The following is a 22,125-nucleotide window of genomic DNA, read 5'->3' on the forward strand; positions in this document are numbered from 1 at the left end:
ACCTGGGTTGCTAAAAAACGATCAAAAACTGTCAAAAGGATCTGCTCGGGACTTGAGCAATGGCAAGACAGTTAGTATAATGCGCCACCTTTGATAGCCTTGACGTAGAGCCTGACCTTGTTTGCAGGACTGGCGGACAAGGTTGATATCGAGCTGAAACGATTTGGAGAGACATTCATGTCACGAGTATGCCAAGTAACTGGCAAGCGTCCTGTAGTTGGTAACAACCGCTCTCACGCTAATAACGCCACCAAGCGTCGTTTTCTGCCGAACCTGCAAACTCATCGTTTCTGGGTAGAAAGCGAAAACCGCTTCGTTAAACTGCGTCTTACCCCTAAAGGTATGCGCATCATCGACAAGAAAGGTATTGATTCTGTTCTGGCAGATATCCGTGCCCGTGGTGAGAACGTTTAAGAGGACTTAAAGAATGGCTAAAGGCATTCGCGAGAAGATCCGCCTGGTATCATCTGCTGGTACTGGTCACTTCTACACTACTGATAAGAACAAACGTAACATGCCGGGCAAATTCGAGATCAAGAAATTTGATCCAGTTGTTCGTCAACACGTTATGTACAAAGAAGCAAAAATCAAGTAATTGGTTTTCGCCTCTTATAAAGAACCCGGCTTTGGCTGGGTTTTTTTATATCTGTAAATCAGAGACTTCCGGATATATACCCAAACAACCTGAAGATGCATGATTCAGCGAGATTGACTGGCGTTGTGATCGCGGCGTTCCTTTGTCGGTGTAGTCATCTCCATCAAAAAGGAACAACAAAGAGCACGGCGTCAGTCAACTCGCCCGAAGGGAGGCCATCAATGCGCCCACTTCTTCGTTAAACTCCACGGAAATAGAATGACTATTCCTCGCGGAATTTGCCTCGAATTGAACGTATTGATGACCTCTGAATGCGAGCATCTTCAGGTCGTTTGGGTATACACTTTGAGTGACGATTGATGACACTGAGAGTGAGCGATGGCTACACCGTCCCGCAGAACATTCAATAACTTCCTTATCCTAGGAATTCTGGCGTTTATCACACTGATAAACCTGCCAACCTACCTCAGAAGCCAACTGGCAGAAAGTGAGGCCGAACAACCGGTTGAGCAGGTACTGCCTGATGGGATCATTGCTTTGATGCCATCCGATGTGGAAGTCAAAGCGCTGCGCTTTCCGAAATTTACCCTCACTAATGCAATGCCTTGGCAAACAGATAGAAAGCTTTCTATCTCGGCCACTGAATTGGCAAACCGATGGATTAACCTGTCTGGCACAGAAATCGACACGGACACCTACAACAAGTTAAAACCAGGTCTTCGTGATCCGGCGACTTTGGTGGTGGATAGAGGTGAAGCTGTTGAGCCTTTACGTCTGACCTATTATCAATTGCCTCAATTCTGGCTCATTCAAAACTGGGAAAACCGTTGGCTTGCGGTCTCAGTTGATCCAAACTACCTGTTCCCATTCGCCAACCAGAATTAGCAGGATGCCAGAATTACCGGAAGTTGAAGTGAGCCGTATGGGTATTCAGCCCCATGCGACGGATCAGGTCGTCACCAAACTGGAAGTCAGACAGCCCAAACTACGTTGGCCTGTTCCGGACACCTTATTTGATATCGAAGGCCAGACAATTCGTGCAGTGAAACGCCGCGCAAAGTACTTGATACTGGAGACGGATATTGGCTATGCGCTGGTGCATTTAGGAATGTCAGGCAGTTTACGTGTACTGTCGCAGGCGACAGCGCCTGATAAGCACGATCATGTCGATTTACACCTCTCCAATGGAAAAGTGATTCGCTACAACGATCCACGCCGATTTGGCGCCTGGCTTTGGCAGGAAAAGGGCGGTGATCACCCTGCTTTGGAAAAACTCGGTCCCGAGCCACTCACTGACGCGTTTACCGGTGAGTATCTGTTTGAAAAGGCGCAGGGGAAACGTACGGCGATTAAGCAATTTATTATGGATAACGCCGTCGTTGTCGGGGTGGGGAACATCTACGCCAATGAATCCCTGTTCACCTCTAGAATCAACCCACAGCGTCCAGCGGGACAGCTTAATCTTGATGAAGCTAATACACTGGTGGCTGATATCAAAGATGTTTTGGCAACCGCCATCAAGCAAGGTGGCACGACGCTGAAAGATTTCACTCAAGCTGATGGCAAGCCTGGCTACTTTGCGCAAGAGTTGTTGGTGTATGGCAGGCAAGGTAAGCCGTGCCCAGAGTGTGGCACTGAGCTTGAGAGCGTGAAGATTGGGCAGCGAAATACGGTGTTTTGTCCCGAGTGCCAAAAATAACTAAGCCCGCTTGAGCGGGCTTTATCGTTGTTATTTCTTCAGTTGAGATTTCAATGCTTTGAGCACTTTAGGATGAACAAAACCACTGGTGTCACCGCCATGAAGGGCTACCTCTTTCACCAGCGTGGAAGAGATAAACGAGTTTTCTTCAGAAGGCGTGAGAAAGACGCTTTCAAGTTCCGGCATCAAACGGCGATTCATGTTCGCCAACTGGAACTCATACTCAAAATCGGAGACTGCACGAAGTCCGCGTACAAGGATATTTGCCTGATACTGTTTGGCAAAGTCCACCAAAAGGCCTGAAAAACCCACCACGCTGACATTGTCGAGATGTTCGGTTACCGCTTTTGCCAATTGGACACGCTCTTCAAGGTCAAACAAGGGCTTTTTGCTTGGGCTGGCAGCGATACCCACGACGACTTCATCAAACATCGAAGCCGCACGCTCAACCAAATCAACGTGGCCATTGGTAATCGGATCAAAAGTACCCGGATAGATCACACGGGTAATGGCTTTCTTGCTCACAGTCGTATCCTGCAATTTTCTAAACTGGCGACATGCTATCAAAAACTCGTGGAATTTGATTCCCTACTACAACCCAAGATGATGAAAATACCAACAGATCCGACACTTTTTCTTTCCATCCAACGCTTAGCGACAAGCCGTTCATCAGGTATGATCGAGGGAGTCTTGGCGTTAGGTAGCGATAATGAAAAAAATCCTTGTCATCAGAAACGATAAAATTGGCGACTTTATGCTGGCATGGCCGGCATTTGCCATGTTGAAGCAATCTATGCCAGACGCAGAAATTACCGCTTTGGTGCCGTCCTACACCAAAGCGTTAGCTGAGCTTTGTCCTTCGATTGACAAGGTACTGGTAGATTGTGGCAAGAAAGCGGATAAGCTGAATAAGAAAGAGCTTGGCAGCCAAATTAAAGTCGAGCAGTTTGATGCTTCAATTTGTCTGTTTTCAGACAGCTACAACGCTTTGCTGGTCTGGAGAGCTGGCATTCCTTTCCGATTAGCACCAGCCACGAAAATCTCCCAGTTTCTCTACAATCACCGCGTGACGCAGCGTCGTTCACAATCGGCTAAGCCTGAGTTTGAATACAACCTCGATCTCGTGCGTGCTTTCCTCGCGAAGCTGGGCGTGGAGGCGAAAGAAGTTAGTACGCCTTACCTGTCTTTTTCGCACGAAACACTGTTAACGCAAAAGCAAAAACTCTCAGCGGCATTAGGCCTCAGCGCCGATAAACCTTGGCTTTATGTACATGCAGGGAGTGGCGGCTCAGCGAACAACCTATCACTGACACAGTACACAGATTTGGTCGTTGGTATTGCCTCAGATAAAGAGATTGAAGTGGTGCTTACCGCTGGTCCAGGGGAAGAAAAGAAAGCTGCGGAACTGCAATCCCTGTTAGCGGAAAAGTCGGTTTACGCTGTTGTTTATGACAAGAACGACGGCTTGCAGGATTTCACCCAATCCATCGCGTGTGCAAATGCATTTATTGCAGGCTCGACCGGGCCTCTTCACATTGCAGCGACGGTTGATGTCCCAACCATCGGCTTTTTCCCTGCTAAACGCAGCGCCACACCACTTCGCTGGAAGCCAATTAACAGTGAAGGGCGCCATATTGCGTTTGCTCCGCCAGCAGTGAAAGACAAGGAAGAGGCGGCAGACATGTCTAAGGTTGCAATCGAAGCCATTCTGCCAGACGTGAAGAATTTCCTGGGGCGCGTTATTTAGCGGCGCGACTGTCGTTAGCCCGGATCCATAAATCAGCGTATTTTACAAAAGTGGAGTGCGCTGAAAGCACAGCAATTAAAAAACCCTGCTTGCCATCCAAGAAACCACGTTTCACCACATACATCTTAAGAAAACACCCCAATGCATGAAGAATTCCTTGGCTGATACTGCTTTTCTTTCCCCTAGCCTGGCGTCCGTCTGCCCATGACTTGGCATAGAATGCAGACTTCACCAGATACTGGTGCAGATCCCGATAAGAGTAATGCAACATATCGCCATTAAGCGTCTGCTTGGTAACACCTTCTGGCTCAACGATTTTCTCGTGCACCAGAGCGTCGTTGTAGCCAGTTAGCTCGCGAGGATACAGGCGAACAATTTTGTCGTACCAGCCAGAGTGTTTGAGGAATCTGCCAAAGACCCACGTTGTGCGGCGAAGAATAAATAGCGTTTTCTGTGGAGGGTTAGCAAGTACGTCAAGAATACTTCTTTTAAGTTCGTCAGTGATCACTTCGTCCGCATCAATCGCCAGTACCCAATCTTTGGTGGCATAGCTTTGTGCGAGCTGTTTTTGCTTACCAAATCCAGGCCATTCTGCGTTCACATAGACCTTAGCACCTGCGGCTTCAGCAATGGCCACTGTGTTATCTGTGCTGCCAGAATCGACAACAATGATTTCGTCTACCCAATCCAGAGAGGCGAGGCACTCAGGCAATATCTGCTCTTCGTTTTTGGTGATGATAATCGCGCTGATGGTGGCGCGCTGAGCCTGGCTCATAGCAGTTCCTCTTTCTCGGTGACTTCATCGAATCGAGCTATCACCGACTCAATCGTAATGCGTTGCATGGCGTCCTCGTCTTTCACTCTGGTGCGCCAGGAAACTTCGTCGACAGTTTTACCCGTCTCCGCTTTTATCGCTTCGGCATAAGCACTGACCACATAGTGCCGCCAGTTATAAGGACCCGTCCGTGCTGGATTGTGATGAGCATAGAGTCCAATCACGGGTGTACCGACGGCATTGGCAAGGTGAGCCGGACCGCTGTCGGGTGCCAGTACCAAAGAAGCGTGTCTTTCCAGTGCCAGTAGTTGGAGCAGGGTGGTTTTGCCAATGAGGTTTTTCACGGGTTGCGATAGCTGGCGTTCAATCGCTTGACCCAACTCAACTTCAATTTTTCCGGGGCCACCAGCAAGGATAACCTCAAAACCTTTACTTAATGCATGTGCAATAACTGCAGCGTAGCCTTCTGCGGTCCAGTTTTTGAACGCCTTACTGGCCGCAGGTGCCACTACCAGAGTAGGTTTACCGCTCAATTGATCTTTCGCCCAAGTGAGGTCCTCGTTAGCAATGGGCAAAGACCATGTTGGTGTTTGGGGCTGGAGCCCCAGCGTTTCAGTGAACGCCATAAAACCATCTAGTACATGCGGTGACTGTGGTGACGTCACTTTGATATTGGTAAAAAAAGATTGAAGGTCGCTAGCCCTTACTTTATCAAAACCTAGTCGGTATTTGGCTTTGATACCGATGGAAAGTAAGCTGGCACGAATGGCGCTTTGCATGTGCAGAAGTGCATCAAACTTTTGCCCTTTCAGTGATTGCCAAACCGCTTTCATGCCCTTGAACCCTTGCTTCTTATCAAAAGCAATGACAGTGACATTAGGTAAAAGAGGTGTTAGCAAAGCGGCCTCTGCTTTGCCTGCTATCCAGGTGATCTTGGTTTTTGGCCATTGTGTTTGAATAGCCTGAACGGCCGCCACGGCGTTGCATACATCACCAATCGCAGAAAGACGAAGGATACAAAGAGACTGAGGTGCGGTGGAAAAAAGGGCCATGATGCTGCTTATGTGGTTATCTTGCCTGAAATTATGCAGTTGCCGATCTGCAATGTAAAATGCCTTCGATGAGAATAGGCCGATTAATGGGAGCGCCTGTGGAATTGCTGGCTGATAACAATATCCGTGTTTGGTTCGACGAGGCTTTGCTGCAAGAAGATGCATTGAAAAGTTTCGACATTGCTTTTTGGCAAGATAAAGGCGCGGTGATCGGTTCAGCCACAGGCCGCGGTACCACTTGGTTTGTGAAAACGAAAACCGTTTCTGCAGCGTTGCGTCACTATCGCCGCGGTGGGCTATTTGGCAAGCTAGTCAGCGACAGTTATTTCTTTACCGGATGGGAAAGCACCCGCTCTGCTGCAGAATTTAACTTGCTCCATTACTTGCGTGAACGGGGCATTCCCGTGCCACGTCCGTTGGCGGCAAGAGCGATTAAAGACGGATTGACTTATCAAGCCGATATTTTGGTCGAAAAGATTGATGGGGCGAAAGACTTGGTTGATTTACTGAGTGCCTCACCGCTCACTGAAGACAAGTATCGCGACATAGGAAAGCTGGTTCGAAAGCTCCATGATGCAGGCGTTTGTCACACTGATCTGAACATTCACAATATCCTGCACGACGACAAAGGCGCTTTTTGGCTTATTGACTTTGATAAGTGCGGTCGTCGCTCAGGAGAGGGCTGGAAAGCTGCAAATTTAAGCCGTCTGCAGCGATCTTTTCGTAAAGAAGTGGGCAAACGCCAAATCCAATGGCAGGAGTCAGACTGGCAGTTTTTGCTTCAAGGCTACGGCGATTAACTTTCAATCCACTGGTTAACAGTGTCGAGCGTTTTCGAGACGGCGCCTCTGTTCTTCTCCATGACTGACAATGCAGCCTTGCCAGCTTTTTCACTCTGTTCATTGTTTTTTAGCAGCGAGACAATCTGAGCGGCTATCTCTACTGGGCTCTCTCTTACCGTGCACGCACCGACATCGATAAGCTGCTCGGCAATCACTTGAAAGTTGAAATAGCTTGGGCCAGTTACCAGCGGCTTGGACAGCGAAGCCGGCTCTAGCAGGTTATGCCCGCCAACTTTATCGCCAACAAGACTCCCTGCCATAAAGGTCACATCGCTTGCTGCAAAGAGGTTCATCATTTCACCCATGGTATCGCCAAGATAAACCTGGGTCTCGGGGATGATGGACTGCCCAACGCTTCTTCTCGCCAAAGTAAAACCGCTGGAGGAAACTAAGTTTGCCACGTTGCCAAAGCGTTCGGGATGTCGAGGAACCAAAATCATCAGGGCGTTTGGTAGGCTTTCAAGCACAGATTTGTGGGTGTCTAACAGGATGCTATCTTCCCCAGGGTGGGTGCTGGCGGCTATCCAAACCGGTCGGTTGGTTAGCTGATTTTTCAAATCAATCACGGCAGGTGCCTGCGTATCGAAATCAGGCAAGTCAAACTTTACAGAGCCAGAAACCGAGACTTTCTTCTCACGGACTCCAAGTTCGATGAAACGACGAGCATCGTCATCGAACTGACAGAGAATATGATCGATGTTGAGTGAGAGTATATTGAACAACGGTTTAACGCGTTGATATCCACGCTTCGAACTTTCGGATAAGCGCGCATTCATCACGACAACTGGAATGCCCGCCTTTTTAACCGCGACTAATGTGTTGGGCCAGAGCTCAGTTTCCATAATGAGCATGACTTTAGGATGGGTACGTTTTAAGAATCTTTTTACGGCAAAGCCAAAATCAATTGGCATGTATCTGTGCTCTATACCCTCTATCTTCGCCGCAATTTCTGCTCCTGTGGCTGTGGTGGTGGTCACAAGAATTGCTTCATCGGGGTAGCGCTTTTGAAGTGCTTGAATGACAGGCTTAGCGGCAATAACCTCACCAACTGAGACAGCATGGATCCAGATGGGATTTTTCCCTTTTATGGCGGGCGTGTAGCCAAAGTGCTCAACCCAGCGTTTGCCGACCCTGGGTTTCCCGTCTTTGGCGCGGTAAAGGCCAAAAAGCAGAAATGGAGCGGCAATAAGCAATAAAAAAGTATAGAGAAAGCGCACGGTTGGGCCTTTTTCGGAAGTTGAAAGGCTAGTGTACAAAGGGCTCTCCTTAGAGAGAACCCTTTATCAAAAACTATCGTTGTTTGAGGTATGTCTGTCTATAGAAAACTGACATAAAGAATGTTCACTTTGAGGAGAGGTGCTTATCGGTATCGTACTCAATCTCTCTTTGCGCCTTGCTTGCAAAAGTGCCTTACCTCTTTTGGGGGTAGCAATTTGTCTAACAAGTTGTGAACCTTCCGTTTGATACTCTTTTCTTTGTAAACCGTTGGTAAGTTATCAAGCTGTAACTCTTTGATTCGGATAATGTCGTTTTCCAGATTTGAGTCAGTTAGCAGGGAGTGCATAAAAAAGTCAGTGATTTTTGCGTTCCATTGCTCTTTGTTACCCCAATAGTGGCCAATTTGAGTTTCTGCTGAGCTTAGATTGCCCACTGACTTTAAAGCAATAGAAAAAGCAAACTGCTCTACGAGTCGACGTGTACAGTTAGTAGCGCAGATCTCATCACAGATTGAAATTGCCAGTGAAATAGTGTCGCGGGCTTTTTGAGCACTGATAGCGATAACACCAGCATTCCACATTTCGGACTGGTCAGTGATTGTTATACCTGAGAAAGTTTTTCCCTTAAGTGATTTCCACATTTTTAAAAAAGTACTACTAGAACTATTTGATAATGTTCCCTCTTTTTCATGCATATAGGAGTAACCATTATTGAGTCCTGTCACTATTTGCTCTAAATTATGGACATAAAATGTATCTGAATCTATATACATAATATTTTGGTTGGGGTTTTTCAAAATTGCAGCTTCGACTCCCTTCATTTTTATACGCCAGAAGAAGTCATGCTCTCCTCGCCACTCATCCATTATTTCTTTATTGATTTCAATGATATCAACATAACTTCCGAAGTAGTTGTAGTATTGGGGTCTGTCGGTAACAACGCAAATTTTTTCTATAAGTGGGGTTTTCAAAAAAGAAAGAATGGCAAACGACGCTTGGTAATGGTTTTCCAATCGATCACCGAATGTTAAAAGGGTTAAGATCATAAATAAATCCGTTTACTTTAATTATTGATATAGGATTAGCGGAGTGACTACTGAGTATTGGCACTACATTGATATAGAGCAGTGCTTGTGTATTTCTAGCGAAGAGATCTTTGAGAACCATGCTAGGTAATTGTGAGCAAAAATCACGAAATTATTATACTGAACTTTTAGGGTATAAGTATGTTAGAAGTAAAGATTCAAAGTGTCAGACTGAGATCTGGATAGTAAATTAGGAACGAGGTTTAATATGTTTATACAATCAATAGTAGAAGGGAGTAAATGTCCGAAAAATTAAAAGCTCTCATTGATTATTATACTGATAGGTGTTGTAAGCTCAGTTATATATACATTTAAGGGATGTGCATCACTGAGCTTGATCTGGATATCTACATATCAAGTATGTATTTTTAGACGATGGAAAAGTCTTGCTCAAAGTCTATTTAAGGGAATTGTAGGCTTCAATGACTCTTACTGGTGATAATTTGTTTAAGCATGCTAGGTGTCCTAGAGGGCACTCTCTTTTAAAACAAGGTCTACAATCAATGTCAGTATTCACAATTGCGACTTTTTCTGACAGGGGGGGAGTATAGAGCGGAGAGCTTGAGCCGTAAATAGCAACGATATTGACGTTGACAGCAGCGGCAACATGCATGAGGCCTGAATCATTCGAAAATACAGTTTCACATGCCGCCAACATATCCACAGCATCATTTAATGATGTCTCTCCAGCAACATTGAAACAGAATTTCTGTAGTTCCTCTGGTAAACAGTTTGTTATATTACTTGCCACTACCCTATCTTTCGGACCTCCAAACAAGCAAACCTGTTTACCCTCCAAGATAAGTTGTTCTGCTATTTTCGCGTAGTGCTCTTCAGGCCATCGTTTTGCTGGACCAAACTCAGCACCAGGACAGAGACCGATGATTTGTTTGTCATGATCTATTCCAAAACGTTTAAGGCAATCAGCCTGGTTTTCGGTGTCTATGGTAAGCGACGGCTTGGCGATCGTATCCAAATGCACATCATCTAGCATGCTTGGTTTCGGGTGTGCCAAAGCGACATACCTTTCTGCCATATATTGGAACACTTTGCGGTTTGGCCTTAAATCATTCAAGAGGCCATATCGCATCTCTCCTTTCCAGCCAGTTCTAACAGGGATGCCAGCAAACAACGGTATCAGCGCAGATTTTGCTGAGTTAGGCAAAACTATTGAGTGCGTGTAGCTCTCTGGCCTTAACTTGCGGCCAAGTTTCCAACGGCCTGAGAGATTGAACTCTCCATGACCGATCGGCATCTCAATAGCTTGATTTACCTCAGGCATTCTCTCAAGAATCGGTTTGCACCATCTTGGGGCTAGAACATCTATAGCAGAGTTAGGGAAGATTCGTTTTATCTCTTTGTATAAACTTTGAGACATTACCATATCACCAACCCAAGAAGGGCCAATAATTAACCATCGAGAGTGGGTTGTTTGAGATGCGATCATGGCAATAAGTTAACCTGTTTTTGTGGATTGCTAGGCGAAGAACTATTGTACTTACCTTGACGGCTTCTTCCTAGAAACAAAAAGCATCTCAAAGGTTCTAACCGTTTGTGAAGGAGTTGATAGGCGCATATAATTGGGTCATTTTTGATGCAGATTGCGATAGTCAGAGCAATAAATTCATACAAAAGGCCCCCCAATGATGTCCAAAGGTAAAGTTGCAGTTTTGTGCTTGTCTCATTTTAAGGGAGGGATGGAGTTAGATGCAGTCAAAGAAACTAAGCTGTTTAGAAAATATGGTATTGATGCGATTTTAGTTTGTCGCGCTGACACCTTCCTAGAGGACGTAGCGAGGGAGCAGGGTGTGCCTTTCGTCAGCATTGCTTTCAAAAGAAAACTGAGCTTACCCTTGATTCAAGGGCTTCGTTCAGTGATAAAGGATGAAGACATCGATACCTTAGTCTTTTTCGGTGCATCTGAAATAAAATCTATATTTTTCTCTGTCTTAGGCAAGAACTGTAGAGTGATTGTTCGACACGGAACAACCAAGTCGTCATCAAAAAAGGACCCTATCCACCGCTTATTTTATAGTTGCGTATCAGATTTTGTTGGTATTAGTGAGCATTTGTCAAAAAATGCTTTAAAGATTCTACCGTCGCGCCCTGATAACACACACACAATCTACAATTCTCTCGAGCAAGATTTTTTCACTGTAAATAAACAAGCACCAAGAACATTTTTACATGTTGGAAGAGTCGATGAGGGGAAAGGTGTATTTGATGCAATTCAAGCACTGGGAAAAGCAAAAATACCACAAGAGTATAAAAAACTAACTTTTGTTGGTCATGTTGAAAGTGAAGATACAAAAGAAGAGATGATGGAACTGGCAAAAAAATGTCATGTGGAAGTGTCCTTTGAAGGGTTTCGTTCAATAGTGAGTTCTTATTACCAACAGAATAGCTTTTTCTTATTCCCTAGTCATGGTGAAGGGTTAGGGAATGTAATTCTTGAAGCTTTATCGAACGGGATGAGCTGTATAACTTATGATAATACTGTTTTTCCAGAGCTCAGAAATCTAGGCTTAGAAGGTTTCTACATGGCAAAAGATCGTGATACTGATATGTTAGCTGTAGAAGTTGAGAGTGCATTTAAACAACGAGATAGCGTAGATTTGGATAAGAATGAAAAAATTCTCTCCACCTACTTCTCCTCTCTGGTTCATGTGCAGTCTTGGAAGAAAGTTTTATATAAAGAGGGATGATCTTGCAAGTTAATTCAATTAGAAATAAAAAGTTGGAAGGTTTTTTTATTTTATCTATTATGTTATTTTTCATAGCTTCGATTCCAACATCTAAAGCTATCATGAATTTACTATCAGCTTTTTCTTTGTTTATGCTGATTGGCTATATGGTTCGACATAAATATAATGCTTATAGAGGTTTTCTTACCTCTTTTTTCGTTGTGTATTTGTTTTTTTCTGGAGTGGCTTTTTTATTTCACGAAAGCATAGATGATTTTTATCTATTTCTGATAAAGAATTCATTTCTCGTAGTAATTCCTGTCTTAAGTATATTTTTTGTTGATGATGACAATTTAGACAAAGCACTTGGTGTTTTCGTTTTGTTTTGTTTTATTTCAGCTGCAAAGAGTATTTATGATTATGTAAGCGTGGGAGGGGGTAGCATACGCGTGACAGGTTTTCTGGACTACTCACGGCACCTTAATGCTCTTCTTCTAGGTTATTGTATTGCAATTACCTATATCTGTAGAGAAAGAAAACATGTTTTTTTCATGACTTTAGTTTTGTCAACTATAACGGTTAGTGTCATTGCTTCAGGAACTAGAGGTGCTTGGCTGGCATTTTTTATGACAGTTTTTTTCATGACTTTATGCTATTTTAGAAGCTTGATGCCAAAATTAATTCTATTAACAGCCTTAGTGATTATTAGTTTTCTTGTTATTCAACCAGATGCGCTTTCCTACTTTTTTCACCGTATTCAATCAATTTCTAACATCGAGACTGACGGTTCAAACATGTCTCGTATCAGTATGTGGCATGGCGGTTTTCTTTATTTGTGGCATGTGTTGGACTATTCACCGATGAAATTCTTCTTTGGTTCGGGAATGCATAGTACGGCCAACGAATACTTTTCCTTTTTAGATAGCTTACCTTCAGCACTGCAGGCCTCCTTCAAACTGGATGGCTCTTATTTGGGAGGAACAGATTTTCATTCTGCAATCTTAGACTTATCAATAAAGTCCGGGGTTGTATACAGTGTCTTTATAATGCTCTCATTAGTTAGTATTTTCCTTTTTTGTTTGTTTGGAAAGTTTAGAGGGAGTAACTCAGCAATAATTGTCAGTTCCTATTTTGTTGGCTTGTTTTCGATGATGCCGTTTTATAGTTTGCTCCAAGATTACTCTGCATTTACTGTTGCATTTGCAGTTTCAATAATTTTATCTAGATATTTGCGCCAGAGGGCTTAGTCGTGAAAGTAAGTTTAATCATTGCAGTTTATAAAGACTATGAAGCACTTGATATTATATTAGAGCAACTATTAGTCCAGACTTATAAAGATTTTGAAGTAATTGTTGCAGAGGATGCTTGTGGTGATGGAATTTATAGCATTCTAAATAAGTACGATGATTTGGAAATAACGCATTTAAGTCAAGAAGATAAAGGTATTAGAAAAATGCGCTCTCAGAATAGAGCAGTAAAAGCTGCAAAGGGAGAGTATTTGATTTTCATTGATGGTGATTGTATCCCATACCATAACTTTATCGAGGCACATGTGCTTTCAGCTTCAGAAGGCATTGTTTTGTCAGGGCGTCGTGTTAATCTGGGGCCAAGATATTCTCAAGGGATTAGGGACGGAAAAATCTCATCTGAAGATGTTTCAAGAAACTATCTGAAGCATTTTTTCCCAATTTTTCTTGATGGCAAAGAGGGGCACGCTGAAAGCGGTTTTTCTTTTCCGGTAGGTGGAATAGTAGATAGGTTTATTATTAGTAAGCTTAGTCGCTCAACAAGTATCCTTGGGTGTAATTTTTCTTGTTATAAAGATGATATTATATCTATCAATGGGTTTGATGAGTCCTACGGAGAAACGGCTATTGGAGATGATACTGATATAGAGTGGCGGTTTTTGATTTATGGTATGAAGCTTAAATCAGTTAAAAATTTTGCAAATGTTTTTCATTTATATCATGAGAAAAGGAATCGCGTATTTAAAGACTATGACGAAAAACTAGAGTTAATGAGAGATCGGAAGCAAAAAGGGTTGTTCAGGGCTGCTTCAGGCTTGGATGAAATGAGTTAATCCTTTATCTTTAATGGATTTTTAGCGTGTTAAATTAAACCAAAGGTGTAATGCAATATTAAGAAAGGATTTGGTCTATCCAATTTGATACGCTGTATGGGTTTTCCACGTTACGGAAATCCTTTTCTATAAACGCTATTGGTACAAAAAAGTCATCTGGGGTTATCAGCTTTACATTATTTTCAAACCAAGATTCAACGGCTACAGAAGAGTTGTTAGTAATAAGTTTTCTTTTGAATTGAAAAGCAGTTCCTATTCTCGGTGATAGCCCAACTTGTCTTTCATCAACTATGTCAAGTAAGCAATGTGAGTTCAATATGCTTTTCTCTAGCTCGTCGCCAACAAGATTGGTGTTTCTTTGAATAAAACTAGTATTGTTAATCTTATAGAGCCTTTCGTCAATCTTCCTTGAAATTAAATAAATTTCACCTTTTAAGTGAGGGTTCTTATTGGCGAACTCTTGTATTTTGGTCAAACGTTTATCTTTCAGTGACTCAATGCCAAAAACACCGAAATAGTGACTCTCCCTCGGGTTGTCAGAAAGGTTAACCTTAGCATCTTTTGCGTCAATATACGTGGGAAGATGATTAATTCCATTAATTTTACAGTCATCCATATCAAAGCTATAAAAATCTGTACAGAATCTTAAAGCTATTTTCCCCGCTGGAGACTTGTTTAATGAGTCCCAAAAGATGCAAGTAAACTTGTTATTATATAGGGATTTTAAGTTAGTAAATGCAGTCTCAGTTAGCATTGCTGGGATTAAAATTACTATATGGTCATATTTTTTTTTACAGTGTCCTTTTATGAAAGATTCAAGACCCCAGTTTCGCTTTCTCTTGAAAATAAGTTCGTCAACCATTTTTGCTTTGATTCGGTGAAAAATAGTTGGATATTTTTTTAGTGGAATGAGTGAACTAGCATCTATATACGTGGTTTCTATTTTTTTCCTCTCTAATTCATGTAGTAGCGGGTCGATTAAATTGGTTCGATTATCCGCAATTAGAAGAATGCTAGTCATTTTTTGTATCCGATTTATGCAATCATGAAGAACTATTATTAAGCCCTTGTGTAAACAGGGCTATAATAAAAGATGGGCGATTATACGACTTAATTATCTGGTTGAGCGAAAGATAATTAATATAATTCACTACCATCTGGCCTAGATCTCAGCAAATTCATAATCCACATATACTGGCCAGGGTCGGTTTCCAAAAACTGTTCAATGCGTTCGTTCATCATGCGCGCATCCATTTCTTCGCTACCTGATGGGAAGGGAGCCAGAGGCGGCTGCACAATCACTTCAAAGTTTCCGGTCTCACGGTTATATACAGGCATCAGTGGAACGATTTTCGCGCGGCTCAATGTCGCAAGCTTGCCTAAACCAGACAATGTTGCTTTCTGCGCGGCAAAGAAAGGCACGAATACACTATAGTCAGGGCCATGATCCTCATCCGGCAGATAGTAGCCAAGGTAGCCCTCACGCACGGACTTAATAAAGGGCTTAATGCCATCTGCACGCTCGTGAGTGCGACCACCGTATTTCAAACGCTGGACGTTCATCAACCAGTCAGCCACTTTGTTCTTTTGCTTTTTCACCATAGCTGCGACAGGCAAACCACGTGAAGCAAGCTGCACCGCTGGGTAGTCAATCGCCCAACTGTGAGGCACCAGCAAAATGACTTTTTCACCGTTCTCGACGAGTTCTGTCAGGATTTCCTCATTGCGGAACAAAGTACGCTTTTCCAAGTAATGCTTGCTGCGCATCATAATGGTGGCGAAGCCCAAGAGAACGCATCCCGCATTAATATAGCTTTGCTCTAAAATGGCGGAACGTTCCTCGTCGGTTTTTTCTGGGAAACATTGCTGAAGGTTGATCACTGCACGCTTTTTGGCGCGGTTGTTCATTCTTACCATTCGTTTGGCGAGAAATTCGGCGAATTTGTCGCGAAGTCTGAATGGTACAAAGGCCATGATGGCAGCAAATAAAATACCCAGCCAGGTACCCCAATAGCGTGGGTGAAGAAACGCCCATTCAAACTTTGGAAGGTAAGAACTGTTTTTCGGATCTTGGCTCATAGAGTCGGAACTACAGAAATCGAACTTAGGAAGAAAAAACGGGTGACGTCGTTATTCTACCCGTTTTCAGCTAATTACTTATTCAAAATCGCCATATACTCGGCAACACCTTCCGCAACGGTTTTAAACTCGTCTGGATAACCCGCTGCGCGAACTTTGGTGAGATCTGCCTGAGTGTAAGCCTGGTAGCGGCCTTTCAGATGGTCTGGGAATGGGATTTCCTCCACTTCGCCTTGACCATGGTGCTTGATAACGGCTTCAGCGACCGCACGGAAGGGTTCTGCGCGACCGGTACCACAGTTGAAGATGCCTGATTGACTGTTTTGCCAGAACCAGATGTTCATTTTGCACACGTCACCGACATATACGAAATCACGCTTGAAGGTGTCGCTGCCTTCGAACAGTTTCGGGTTTTGGCCGTCTTTGATTTGGTTATTCAGGTGGAAAGCCACAGACGCCATGCTGCCTTTGTGGTTCTCACGTGGGCCGTATACGTTGAAGTAACGGAAACCGGTGACTTGAGACAGTGTCTCACCGTGCGCTTCAGCGTCTGCCCAAATGCGACGAACGTAGTTGTCGAACAGCTGCTTGGAATAACCGTAAACGTTCAGTGCGCCTTCGTATTGTGGCTCTTCGATGAAGTCGTGGTCGCGGCCGCCGTAAGTTGCAGCCGATGAAGCGTACAGGAATGGAATTTCGCGTTCGAGACAGTAATGCAGCAACTCTTTTGAATACTCATAGTTGTTGAGCATCATGTACTTGCCGTCCCACTCAGTGGTTGCAGAGCACGCACCTTCGTGGAATACCGCTTCGATAGGGCCGAAATCGTCACCCGCCATGATTTGCGCGATGAAGTCTTCTTTGTCCATGTAATCAGCAATATCCAGGTCAACCAGATTGACGAATTTGGTACCGTCTTTCAGGTTATCAACTACCAGAATATCGTTGTAACCTTGCTCGTTCAGCGCTTTAACCAGATTGCTGCCGATCATGCCGGCGCCGCCAGTCACTATAATCATATCTTTACCTAAATTCTGTTGACCTGAATTATGAGAAGACCCCACCAGTAATTCAGTGAGGCTATGGTAATATTTCCCTTTCTGGGCTTGAGGATAGCAGTTTAACCATGAAAACCCGTGATCGCATTATTCATTCAGCGCTGGCGCTCTTCAACGAGCAGGGTGAGCCAAACGTCACCACTAACCATATTGCTGCCGATCTGGGGATCAGCCCGGGAAACTTGTATTACCACTTCCGTAATAAGGAAGAGATTATACACAGTATTTTCGATCAATACGCGCTCGATCTTTCGACAGGTTTCCAGCCGGAAGTCCCAGCGGAATCTGACGAACAGCGGCTGCTTGCATACCTCGATGCCACCTTCCAACTGATGTGGAGATATCGTTTCTTCTACGCCAATCTGCCCGATATCCTAAGTCGCGATGCTGAGCTTCAGAATAAATACCTGGAAGCGCAGCAGGCATTGAAAGCCAATCTCTTTGCTATGCTGAGCCGCTTTCGTGAAACGGGATGGCTGGATATGGACGATGAAGCGCTGCAATCGCTGTGCAGCACGCTGAAACTTGTCGCGTCGAGTTGGATATTCTATCAAAGCGCGCAGTCACCACAGGCGAAGGTGACGCCAGTGGTGATTTATCAGGGCGTGCTGCAAATCCTCAACATGGTGTCTCCGATGACAACTGAAAAAGGCAGAGCAGTAGTATCAGGTTTGATAGGGCACTACCGCGAACAGATGGAAAGCACCAAGGCGGCTTCCGACTCAGCGTGATCGAACACAATAAGATGTACTAATTCAATAGACGCGACCTTCCCCAGAACTCTATCATCTACACTCTTTCTAATATGTCATACTGTAAGCTGGGTGTTATTTAGATACTTTAGCTTTCAGTGATGCAATAATCATATTGATATCAACCTGTTCCTGTTTCCATCGATGGAGTAAGCGATGACTGCCGCTTTTTACCAGCAAATCCGCCAGCAGCTTGAAGAAGTAAAAGCTGAAGGCCTGTACAAAGATGAACGTGTGATCACGTCAGCCCAAAAGGCGAACATCTCAGTAACGTCCGGTGACGAAGTGCTGAACTTCTGTGCCAACAACTATCTGGGTCTGGCTAACCACCCTGCGCTGATTGAAGCGGCAAAAGCAGGAATGGATGAGCACGGCTTCGGCATGGCGTCGGTGCGCTTTATCTGCGGCACTCAAGACTCGCACAAGGTATTGGAAGAAAAGCTTTCCGCCTTCCTCGGTATGGAAGACACCATCCTCTACTCTTCTTGCTTCGATGCCAACGCGGGCCTGTTTGAAACCATTTTGGGTGCAGAAGATGCGATCATTTCCGATGCGCTGAACCACGCTTCTATCATCGACGGAGTACGTTTGTGTAAAGCGATGCGCTTCCGCTATGCCAACAACAACATGGAAGAGCTGGAGCAACAGCTGATTGCGGCGAAAGAAAAAGGTGCTCGCAATACACTGATCGTGACAGACGGTGTGTTCTCGATGGACGGTGTAGTCGCAAACCTGCCTGCTATCTGCGATCTGGCAGAGAAATACGGTGCACTGGTGATGGTGGATGACTCTCATGCCGTGGGCTTTATGGGCGCAAACGGTCGTGGTACCCACGAATACCATGACGTGATTGACCGTATCGACATCATCACCGGCACCTTGGGTAAAGCCATGGGCGGCGCGTCAGGCGGTTACACGTCAGGCAAGAAAGAAGTGATTGACTGGCTGCGTCAGCGCTCACGCCCTTACCTGTTCTCGAACTCACTGGCACCAGCGATTGTTTCAGCGTCTATCCGTGTGATTGATCTGCTGGCAGAAAGCGGCGATCTGCGTGACAAACTGTGGGACAACGCCAACCACTTCCGTACCCGTATGAGCGAAGCGGGCTTTAGGCTGGCAGGTGCGGACCACGCCATCATTCCTGTGATGCTGGGTGATGCAAAAGTAGCGGGCGAATTTGCAGAGCGCATGATGAAAGAAGGTATCTACGTGGTAGGTTTCTCCTTCCCTGTAGTACCGAAAGGTCAGGCGCGTATTCGCACGCAAATGTCAGCGGCACACAGCCGTGAACAACTGGACAAGGCAATCGACGCCTTTATCAAAGTCGGCAAAGACATGGGTCTGATTGGATAAGCAACGATGACGAACAAAATGAAAGCGCTGGCAAAACTGAAAGCAGAACCAGGGATCTGGATGACAGAGACCGAGTTGCCAGAGCTGGGCCACAACGATCTACTGATCAAAATTCGTAAAACCGCGATTTGTGGTACCGACGTGCATATCTACAACTGGGATGAATGGTCACAAAAGACCATTCCTGTGCCTATGGTTGTTGGGCATGAGTACGTGGGCGAAGTGGTTGGCATCGGCCAGGAAGTGCGTGGTTTCGCTATTGGCGATCGCGTATCGGGTGAAGGCCATATCACTTGTGGCCACTGTCGTAATTGCCGTGCTGGCCGTACGCATCTTTGCCGCAACACCATTGGTGTGGGTGTAAACCGCGAAGGCGCGTTTGCCGAGTATCTGGTGATCCCTGCATTTAATGCATTCAAAATCCCGGAAGACATTTCAGACGATTTAGCTTCTATCTTCGACCCATTCGGCAACGCGGTTCACACTGCGCTGTCTTTTGATCTTGTTGGTGAAGATGTCCTGATCACAGGTGCTGGTCCTATCGGCATCATGGCGGCAGCCGTCGCGAAGCACGTGGGCGCCCGTCATGTGGTGATCACCGACGTGAACGAATACCGTTTGGAGCTGGCACGTAAGATGGGTGTGACCCGCGCGGTGAGTGTGGCAGAAGAAAAACTGGAAGACGTGATGTCAGAGCTGGGCATGCGCGAAGGCTTCGATGTGGGCCTTGAGATGTCCGGTAATCCTTCAGCGTTCAACGGCATGCTTCAAACCATGAACCACGGTGGTCGCATTGCGCTGCTGGGTATTCCGCCGTCAGACATGGGCATCGACTGGAATCAGGTGATCTTCAAAGGTCTGGTGATTAAAGGGATCTATGGCCGCGAAATGTTTGAAACCTGGTACAAGATGGCAAGCCTGATCCAATCTGGTCTGGATTTAAACCCAATCATCACGCACCACTACAGTGTGGATGATTTCCAGAAAGGCTTTGACGTGATGCGCTCTGGGCAGTCGGGTAAAGTTATCCTCGATTGGACAAAGTCATCATCGTTTGTTGCTTGAATTTTAAAACCCGCTCTGGCGGGTTTTTTATTGCCTGAGTGCCAGCGAGATGGGCACCAGCTCCACTTCTTTTTGAAGCTCAGGAAGTTGCGCTTGTAAGGTTTTCAGCGTTACAGGAAAAGGATGGGCTATCACCACAGCAACACCGCGGCGTTTGGCTTGTTGTACGGCAAGTTTGAGCTGGTTTTCGATGAAGGCTTCATTGGGGAAATGGTCAAGAAACACATGACGGCGATTGGTGGCGAGACCATGTTCGCGGGCAATACGCTGGGCGACGGTTTTTGGCGTGGTACGGCTGTCGATAAAGCCAATTTCACGCTCTTCAAGAAGCTCCATGATCCAATGCATAGGTGTCTTATGTTGGGTCAGCAGGCTACCCATATGGTTATTCACTGCCACTACCTGCGGAACGCGATACAGCGCTTCTTTGACCGAGCCTTGCATTTCCTTTTTACTCATGGCAAGTGTCAGTGAATTAGGCTCTTGCGGCGTGCCATCGGGGCTTTGCATCGGAAGATGAAGCAAGACCTCGCGTTGTTGGCTCAGGGCCGTCAGCGCAACTGCCGTGTCGAACTCGGTGAAGGGGATGATAGAGACACTGATTTGCGGCGGTAGGGCGGCAATCTCTCTTGGCATCATTTCGTAGCCAAGGTCATCGATAATAAAGGCGATTTTAGGTTTGGCTGCGACGGGCACAGCCAGAAAGAGAAGGAGTAAGGTGGTAACAGCAACAATCCTTTGCATCTGAAACCTACAGGGCCTTTACCGTGTCAGCCAGGGGCTGGGGTTGGTGGCGTTACCTTTGCGCCGTATTTCAAAATAGAGTGCCGAGGCATCCTGACCGCCACTGTTGCCGACAAGGGCTATAGGGTCACCGGCTTTGACGGTATCGCCTACATTGCGCAGCAAAGCCTGATTGTAGCCGTAGAAGCTCATGTCCCCTTTGCCGTGGTCGACCACCACCATCAAGCCATAACCGCGTAGCCAGTTTGAAAGCACCACAGTACCATCATGTGCAGCTTTGACTTCACTGCCTTCTTTGGCGGCGATGACCATGCCGTTCCAGCGTAGTTGTCCAGTTTGTGCCGTACCATAGCGGTGTAGAATTTTCCCTTTTACTGGCCACTGCATCTTACCTTTGTACTTACCGAGGCCATCCATTTGGACTTTGACTTGTTCAGCGGCAATGCGGGCTTGCTCGGCGGCAATGCGAGCTTGTTCAGCGGCACGTTCAAGTTCTACTTTCAGACGCTTCTCGTTGTTACGAAGCTCTGCGAGGTAGCCCTTGTCACTGTTTATTTCGCGGCGGATAGCGCCTGCTGTTTTCTTCTGAGCCTGCTGCTCTTTCTCCAGCTTAGCTTTATCAGCGGCAAGCGAAGCAATCAGTGTCTTCTGTTTTTCGGTTTGTTGTTGCAGGGCGCGGCGTTTTAGCTGCAGCTCGGTATCGGTAGCAGCGAGTTCGTTGATAGCATCCGTGCGAGCTTTGGAGAGTTTCTCTGCATACACCGTCATGCGATCCATGTCCGCGGAGTCCTCACCACTTAATAGCGCATTCAGTTGGCTGTGTTGGCCTTGTCGGTACTGGCTGTTTAAGAGCTCTTTCAAAAGCTCCATCTGGCCCAGCTTGAGCTGTTCAAGACGTTGGCTTTCACGGTTTAGTGTGGCGATATCTTTTTCGATAACGCTTAAATCAGCATTGGCATTACGCATCTGTGTTGCGATAGCGGCGATGGACTGCTCTTGGGATTTGAGATTGGATTGCAGCGCGTTGAGTTTTTTCGATTTGGAATTGAGCTGCTGTTCCTGACGGGAGATTTCACTTTTCATGCCAGAAAGCTGCTCGTCACTGGCGAGAGAAGCTGGGCTGGTCATCAGGCACAACAAAACGCCAGCGCTTATGGCACTGGCGCGCAACAATTTTAAATGGCGCAACGTTCTTCCCTTCATGGCAGGCAGTATATCAAGCCGATCTGGAGTTGGCATTACTCTGCCTGTCTCAGCATCGCAAGTTCGAGAATAAAATCGGTGAAGTTTACTTCCTC

23 protein-coding genes are annotated in these 22,125 nt (G+C 45.6%); 12 read left to right on the forward strand and 11 right to left on the reverse strand.

What is annotated here, in order from left to right:
- The first annotated feature begins 177 nt into the window (after window positions 1–177).
- From rpmB to mutM, 4 genes are all read left to right on the forward strand, one after another.
- Window positions 178–414 (forward strand): 50S ribosomal protein L28, encoded by a 237-nt coding sequence (rpmB, locus tag K6Q96_RS00635; protein WP_046307935.1) that lies wholly within the window; start codon window positions 178–180, stop codon window positions 412–414.
- Window positions 415–427: 13 nt separating this feature from the next.
- Complete coding sequence (gene rpmG / locus K6Q96_RS00640; protein WP_002535344.1) at window positions 428–595, forward strand: 50S ribosomal protein L33; 168 nt, start codon at window positions 428–430, stop codon at window positions 593–595.
- A 378-nt stretch (window positions 596–973) separates the two neighbouring features.
- The gene (locus K6Q96_RS00645) at window positions 974–1,480 is read left to right on the forward strand and encodes a hypothetical protein (protein ID WP_251877051.1); all 507 of its coding nucleotides are present in this window, start codon (window positions 974–976) and stop codon (window positions 1,478–1,480) included.
- A 4-nt stretch (window positions 1,481–1,484) separates the two neighbouring features.
- The gene (gene mutM, locus K6Q96_RS00650; protein ID WP_251877053.1) at window positions 1,485–2,294 is read left to right on the forward strand and encodes a bifunctional DNA-formamidopyrimidine glycosylase/DNA-(apurinic or apyrimidinic site) lyase; all 810 of its coding nucleotides are present in this window, start codon (window positions 1,485–1,487) and stop codon (window positions 2,292–2,294) included.
- 30 nt (window positions 2,295–2,324) lie between these two features.
- On the opposite strand, the gene coaD is transcribed toward mutM, so the two are convergent.
- On the reverse strand, window positions 2,325–2,819 hold the full coding sequence (gene coaD, locus K6Q96_RS00655) for a pantetheine-phosphate adenylyltransferase (protein WP_062709702.1): 495 nt from the start codon (window positions 2,817–2,819) through the stop codon (window positions 2,325–2,327).
- A 184-nt stretch (window positions 2,820–3,003) separates the two neighbouring features.
- On the opposite strand from coaD, the gene K6Q96_RS00660 reads away from it, so the two are divergent.
- On the forward strand, window positions 3,004–4,041 hold the full coding sequence (locus K6Q96_RS00660) for a glycosyltransferase family 9 protein (RefSeq protein WP_251877056.1): 1,038 nt from the start codon (window positions 3,004–3,006) through the stop codon (window positions 4,039–4,041).
- Here the strand turns inward: K6Q96_RS00660 and K6Q96_RS00665 are convergent.
- Together K6Q96_RS00665 and K6Q96_RS00670 are read right to left on the reverse strand one after the other, a co-directional pair.
- Window positions 4,034–4,816: a glycosyltransferase family 2 protein gene (locus K6Q96_RS00665; protein WP_251877058.1), complete on the reverse strand. Its 783-nt coding sequence runs from the start codon at window positions 4,814–4,816 to the stop codon at window positions 4,034–4,036. The two genes, K6Q96_RS00660 and K6Q96_RS00665, sit on opposite strands and share 8 nt — an antisense overlap.
- Window positions 4,813–5,868, reverse strand: a complete 1,056-nt coding sequence (locus tag K6Q96_RS00670; RefSeq protein WP_251877060.1) for a glycosyltransferase family 9 protein — start codon at window positions 5,866–5,868, stop codon at window positions 4,813–4,815. Before K6Q96_RS00670 ends, K6Q96_RS00665 begins: the two co-directional genes overlap by 4 nt.
- A gap of 98 nt (window positions 5,869–5,966) precedes the next feature.
- Here K6Q96_RS00670 and K6Q96_RS00675 point away from each other — a divergent pair, with 98 nt between their 5' ends.
- On the forward strand, window positions 5,967–6,668 hold the full coding sequence (locus K6Q96_RS00675) for a 3-deoxy-D-manno-octulosonic acid kinase (RefSeq protein ID WP_251877062.1): 702 nt from the start codon (window positions 5,967–5,969) through the stop codon (window positions 6,666–6,668).
- On the opposite strand, the gene waaA is transcribed toward K6Q96_RS00675, so the two are convergent.
- The 3 genes from waaA to waaF all read right to left on the reverse strand — a co-directional run bounded on the left by waaA (window position 6,665) and on the right by waaF (window position 10,459).
- Complete coding sequence (gene waaA / locus K6Q96_RS00680; RefSeq protein WP_251879542.1) at window positions 6,665–7,927, reverse strand: lipid IV(A) 3-deoxy-D-manno-octulosonic acid transferase; 1,263 nt, start codon at window positions 7,925–7,927, stop codon at window positions 6,665–6,667. The two genes, K6Q96_RS00675 and waaA, sit on opposite strands and share 4 nt — an antisense overlap.
- Window positions 7,928–8,085: 158 nt before the next feature.
- Window positions 8,086–8,973 carry a hypothetical protein gene (locus tag K6Q96_RS00685; protein ID WP_251877063.1) on the reverse strand — a complete coding sequence of 296 codons (888 nt, stop codon included), beginning with the start codon at window positions 8,971–8,973 and terminating at the stop codon, window positions 8,086–8,088.
- 436 nt (window positions 8,974–9,409) lie between these two features.
- Window positions 9,410–10,459 carry a lipopolysaccharide heptosyltransferase II gene (gene waaF / locus K6Q96_RS00690; protein WP_251877065.1) on the reverse strand — a complete coding sequence of 350 codons (1,050 nt, stop codon included), beginning with the start codon at window positions 10,457–10,459 and terminating at the stop codon, window positions 9,410–9,412.
- Window positions 10,460–10,655: 196 nt separating this feature from the next.
- On the opposite strand from waaF, the gene K6Q96_RS00695 reads away from it, so the two are divergent.
- From K6Q96_RS00695 to K6Q96_RS00705, 3 genes are read left to right on the forward strand one after another with little or no spacing between them, the layout of a single operon-like run.
- Complete coding sequence (locus K6Q96_RS00695; protein WP_251877067.1) at window positions 10,656–11,717, forward strand: glycosyltransferase family 4 protein; 1,062 nt, start codon at window positions 10,656–10,658, stop codon at window positions 11,715–11,717.
- 2 nt (window positions 11,718–11,719) lie between these two features.
- Window positions 11,720–12,943 carry an O-antigen ligase family protein gene (locus tag K6Q96_RS00700; protein WP_251877069.1) on the forward strand — a complete coding sequence of 408 codons (1,224 nt, stop codon included), beginning with the start codon at window positions 11,720–11,722 and terminating at the stop codon, window positions 12,941–12,943.
- Window positions 12,944–12,945: 2 nt separating this feature from the next.
- Window positions 12,946–13,776, forward strand: coding sequence for a glycosyltransferase (locus tag K6Q96_RS00705; RefSeq protein ID WP_251877071.1), 831 nt, complete (start codon window positions 12,946–12,948; stop codon window positions 13,774–13,776).
- 58 nt (window positions 13,777–13,834) lie between these two features.
- Here K6Q96_RS00705 and K6Q96_RS00710 read toward each other — a convergent pair whose 3' ends face one another.
- The 3 genes from K6Q96_RS00710 to rfaD form a co-directional block, all read right to left on the reverse strand.
- Complete coding sequence (locus tag K6Q96_RS00710) at window positions 13,835–14,797, reverse strand: WaaS/CpsH family glycosyltransferase (protein ID WP_251877073.1); 963 nt, start codon at window positions 14,795–14,797, stop codon at window positions 13,835–13,837.
- Between the two features lie 116 nt (window positions 14,798–14,913).
- Complete coding sequence (lpxM, locus tag K6Q96_RS00715; RefSeq protein ID WP_251877075.1) at window positions 14,914–15,855, reverse strand: lauroyl-Kdo(2)-lipid IV(A) myristoyltransferase; 942 nt, start codon at window positions 15,853–15,855, stop codon at window positions 14,914–14,916.
- Between the two features lie 74 nt (window positions 15,856–15,929).
- Entirely contained in the window at window positions 15,930–16,874 is a 945-nt protein-coding gene (gene rfaD, locus K6Q96_RS00720) for an ADP-glyceromanno-heptose 6-epimerase (protein ID WP_251877077.1), read from the reverse strand.
- A gap of 107 nt (window positions 16,875–16,981) precedes the next feature.
- Between rfaD and K6Q96_RS00725 the strand changes: the two genes are divergently transcribed.
- The 3 genes from K6Q96_RS00725 (at window position 16,982) to tdh (ending at window position 20,083) form a co-directional block, all read left to right on the forward strand.
- Complete coding sequence (locus K6Q96_RS00725) at window positions 16,982–17,644, forward strand: TetR/AcrR family transcriptional regulator (RefSeq protein WP_251877079.1); 663 nt, start codon at window positions 16,982–16,984, stop codon at window positions 17,642–17,644.
- Window positions 17,645–17,821: 177 nt separating this feature from the next.
- Window positions 17,822–19,018 (forward strand): glycine C-acetyltransferase, encoded by a 1,197-nt coding sequence (locus K6Q96_RS00730; protein ID WP_251877081.1) that lies wholly within the window; start codon window positions 17,822–17,824, stop codon window positions 19,016–19,018.
- A gap of 6 nt (window positions 19,019–19,024) precedes the next feature.
- Window positions 19,025–20,083 (forward strand): L-threonine 3-dehydrogenase, encoded by a 1,059-nt coding sequence (gene tdh / locus K6Q96_RS00735; RefSeq protein WP_251877083.1) that lies wholly within the window; start codon window positions 19,025–19,027, stop codon window positions 20,081–20,083.
- A 27-nt stretch (window positions 20,084–20,110) separates the two neighbouring features.
- Here the strand turns inward: tdh and K6Q96_RS00740 are convergent, their stop codons facing one another.
- Both K6Q96_RS00740 and K6Q96_RS00745 read right to left on the reverse strand, forming a co-directional pair.
- Window positions 20,111–20,827, reverse strand: a complete 717-nt coding sequence (locus K6Q96_RS00740; RefSeq protein WP_251877085.1) for a divergent polysaccharide deacetylase family protein — start codon at window positions 20,825–20,827, stop codon at window positions 20,111–20,113.
- A gap of 18 nt (window positions 20,828–20,845) precedes the next feature.
- Complete coding sequence (locus tag K6Q96_RS00745) at window positions 20,846–22,030, reverse strand: peptidoglycan DD-metalloendopeptidase family protein (RefSeq protein ID WP_251879544.1); 1,185 nt, start codon at window positions 22,028–22,030, stop codon at window positions 20,846–20,848.
- Window positions 22,031–22,125 lie beyond the last annotated feature (95 nt).

Source organism: Grimontia kaedaensis (assembly GCF_023746615.1).
In the GTDB taxonomy this organism is placed as follows: domain Bacteria; phylum Pseudomonadota; class Gammaproteobacteria; order Enterobacterales; family Vibrionaceae; genus Enterovibrio; species Enterovibrio kaedaensis.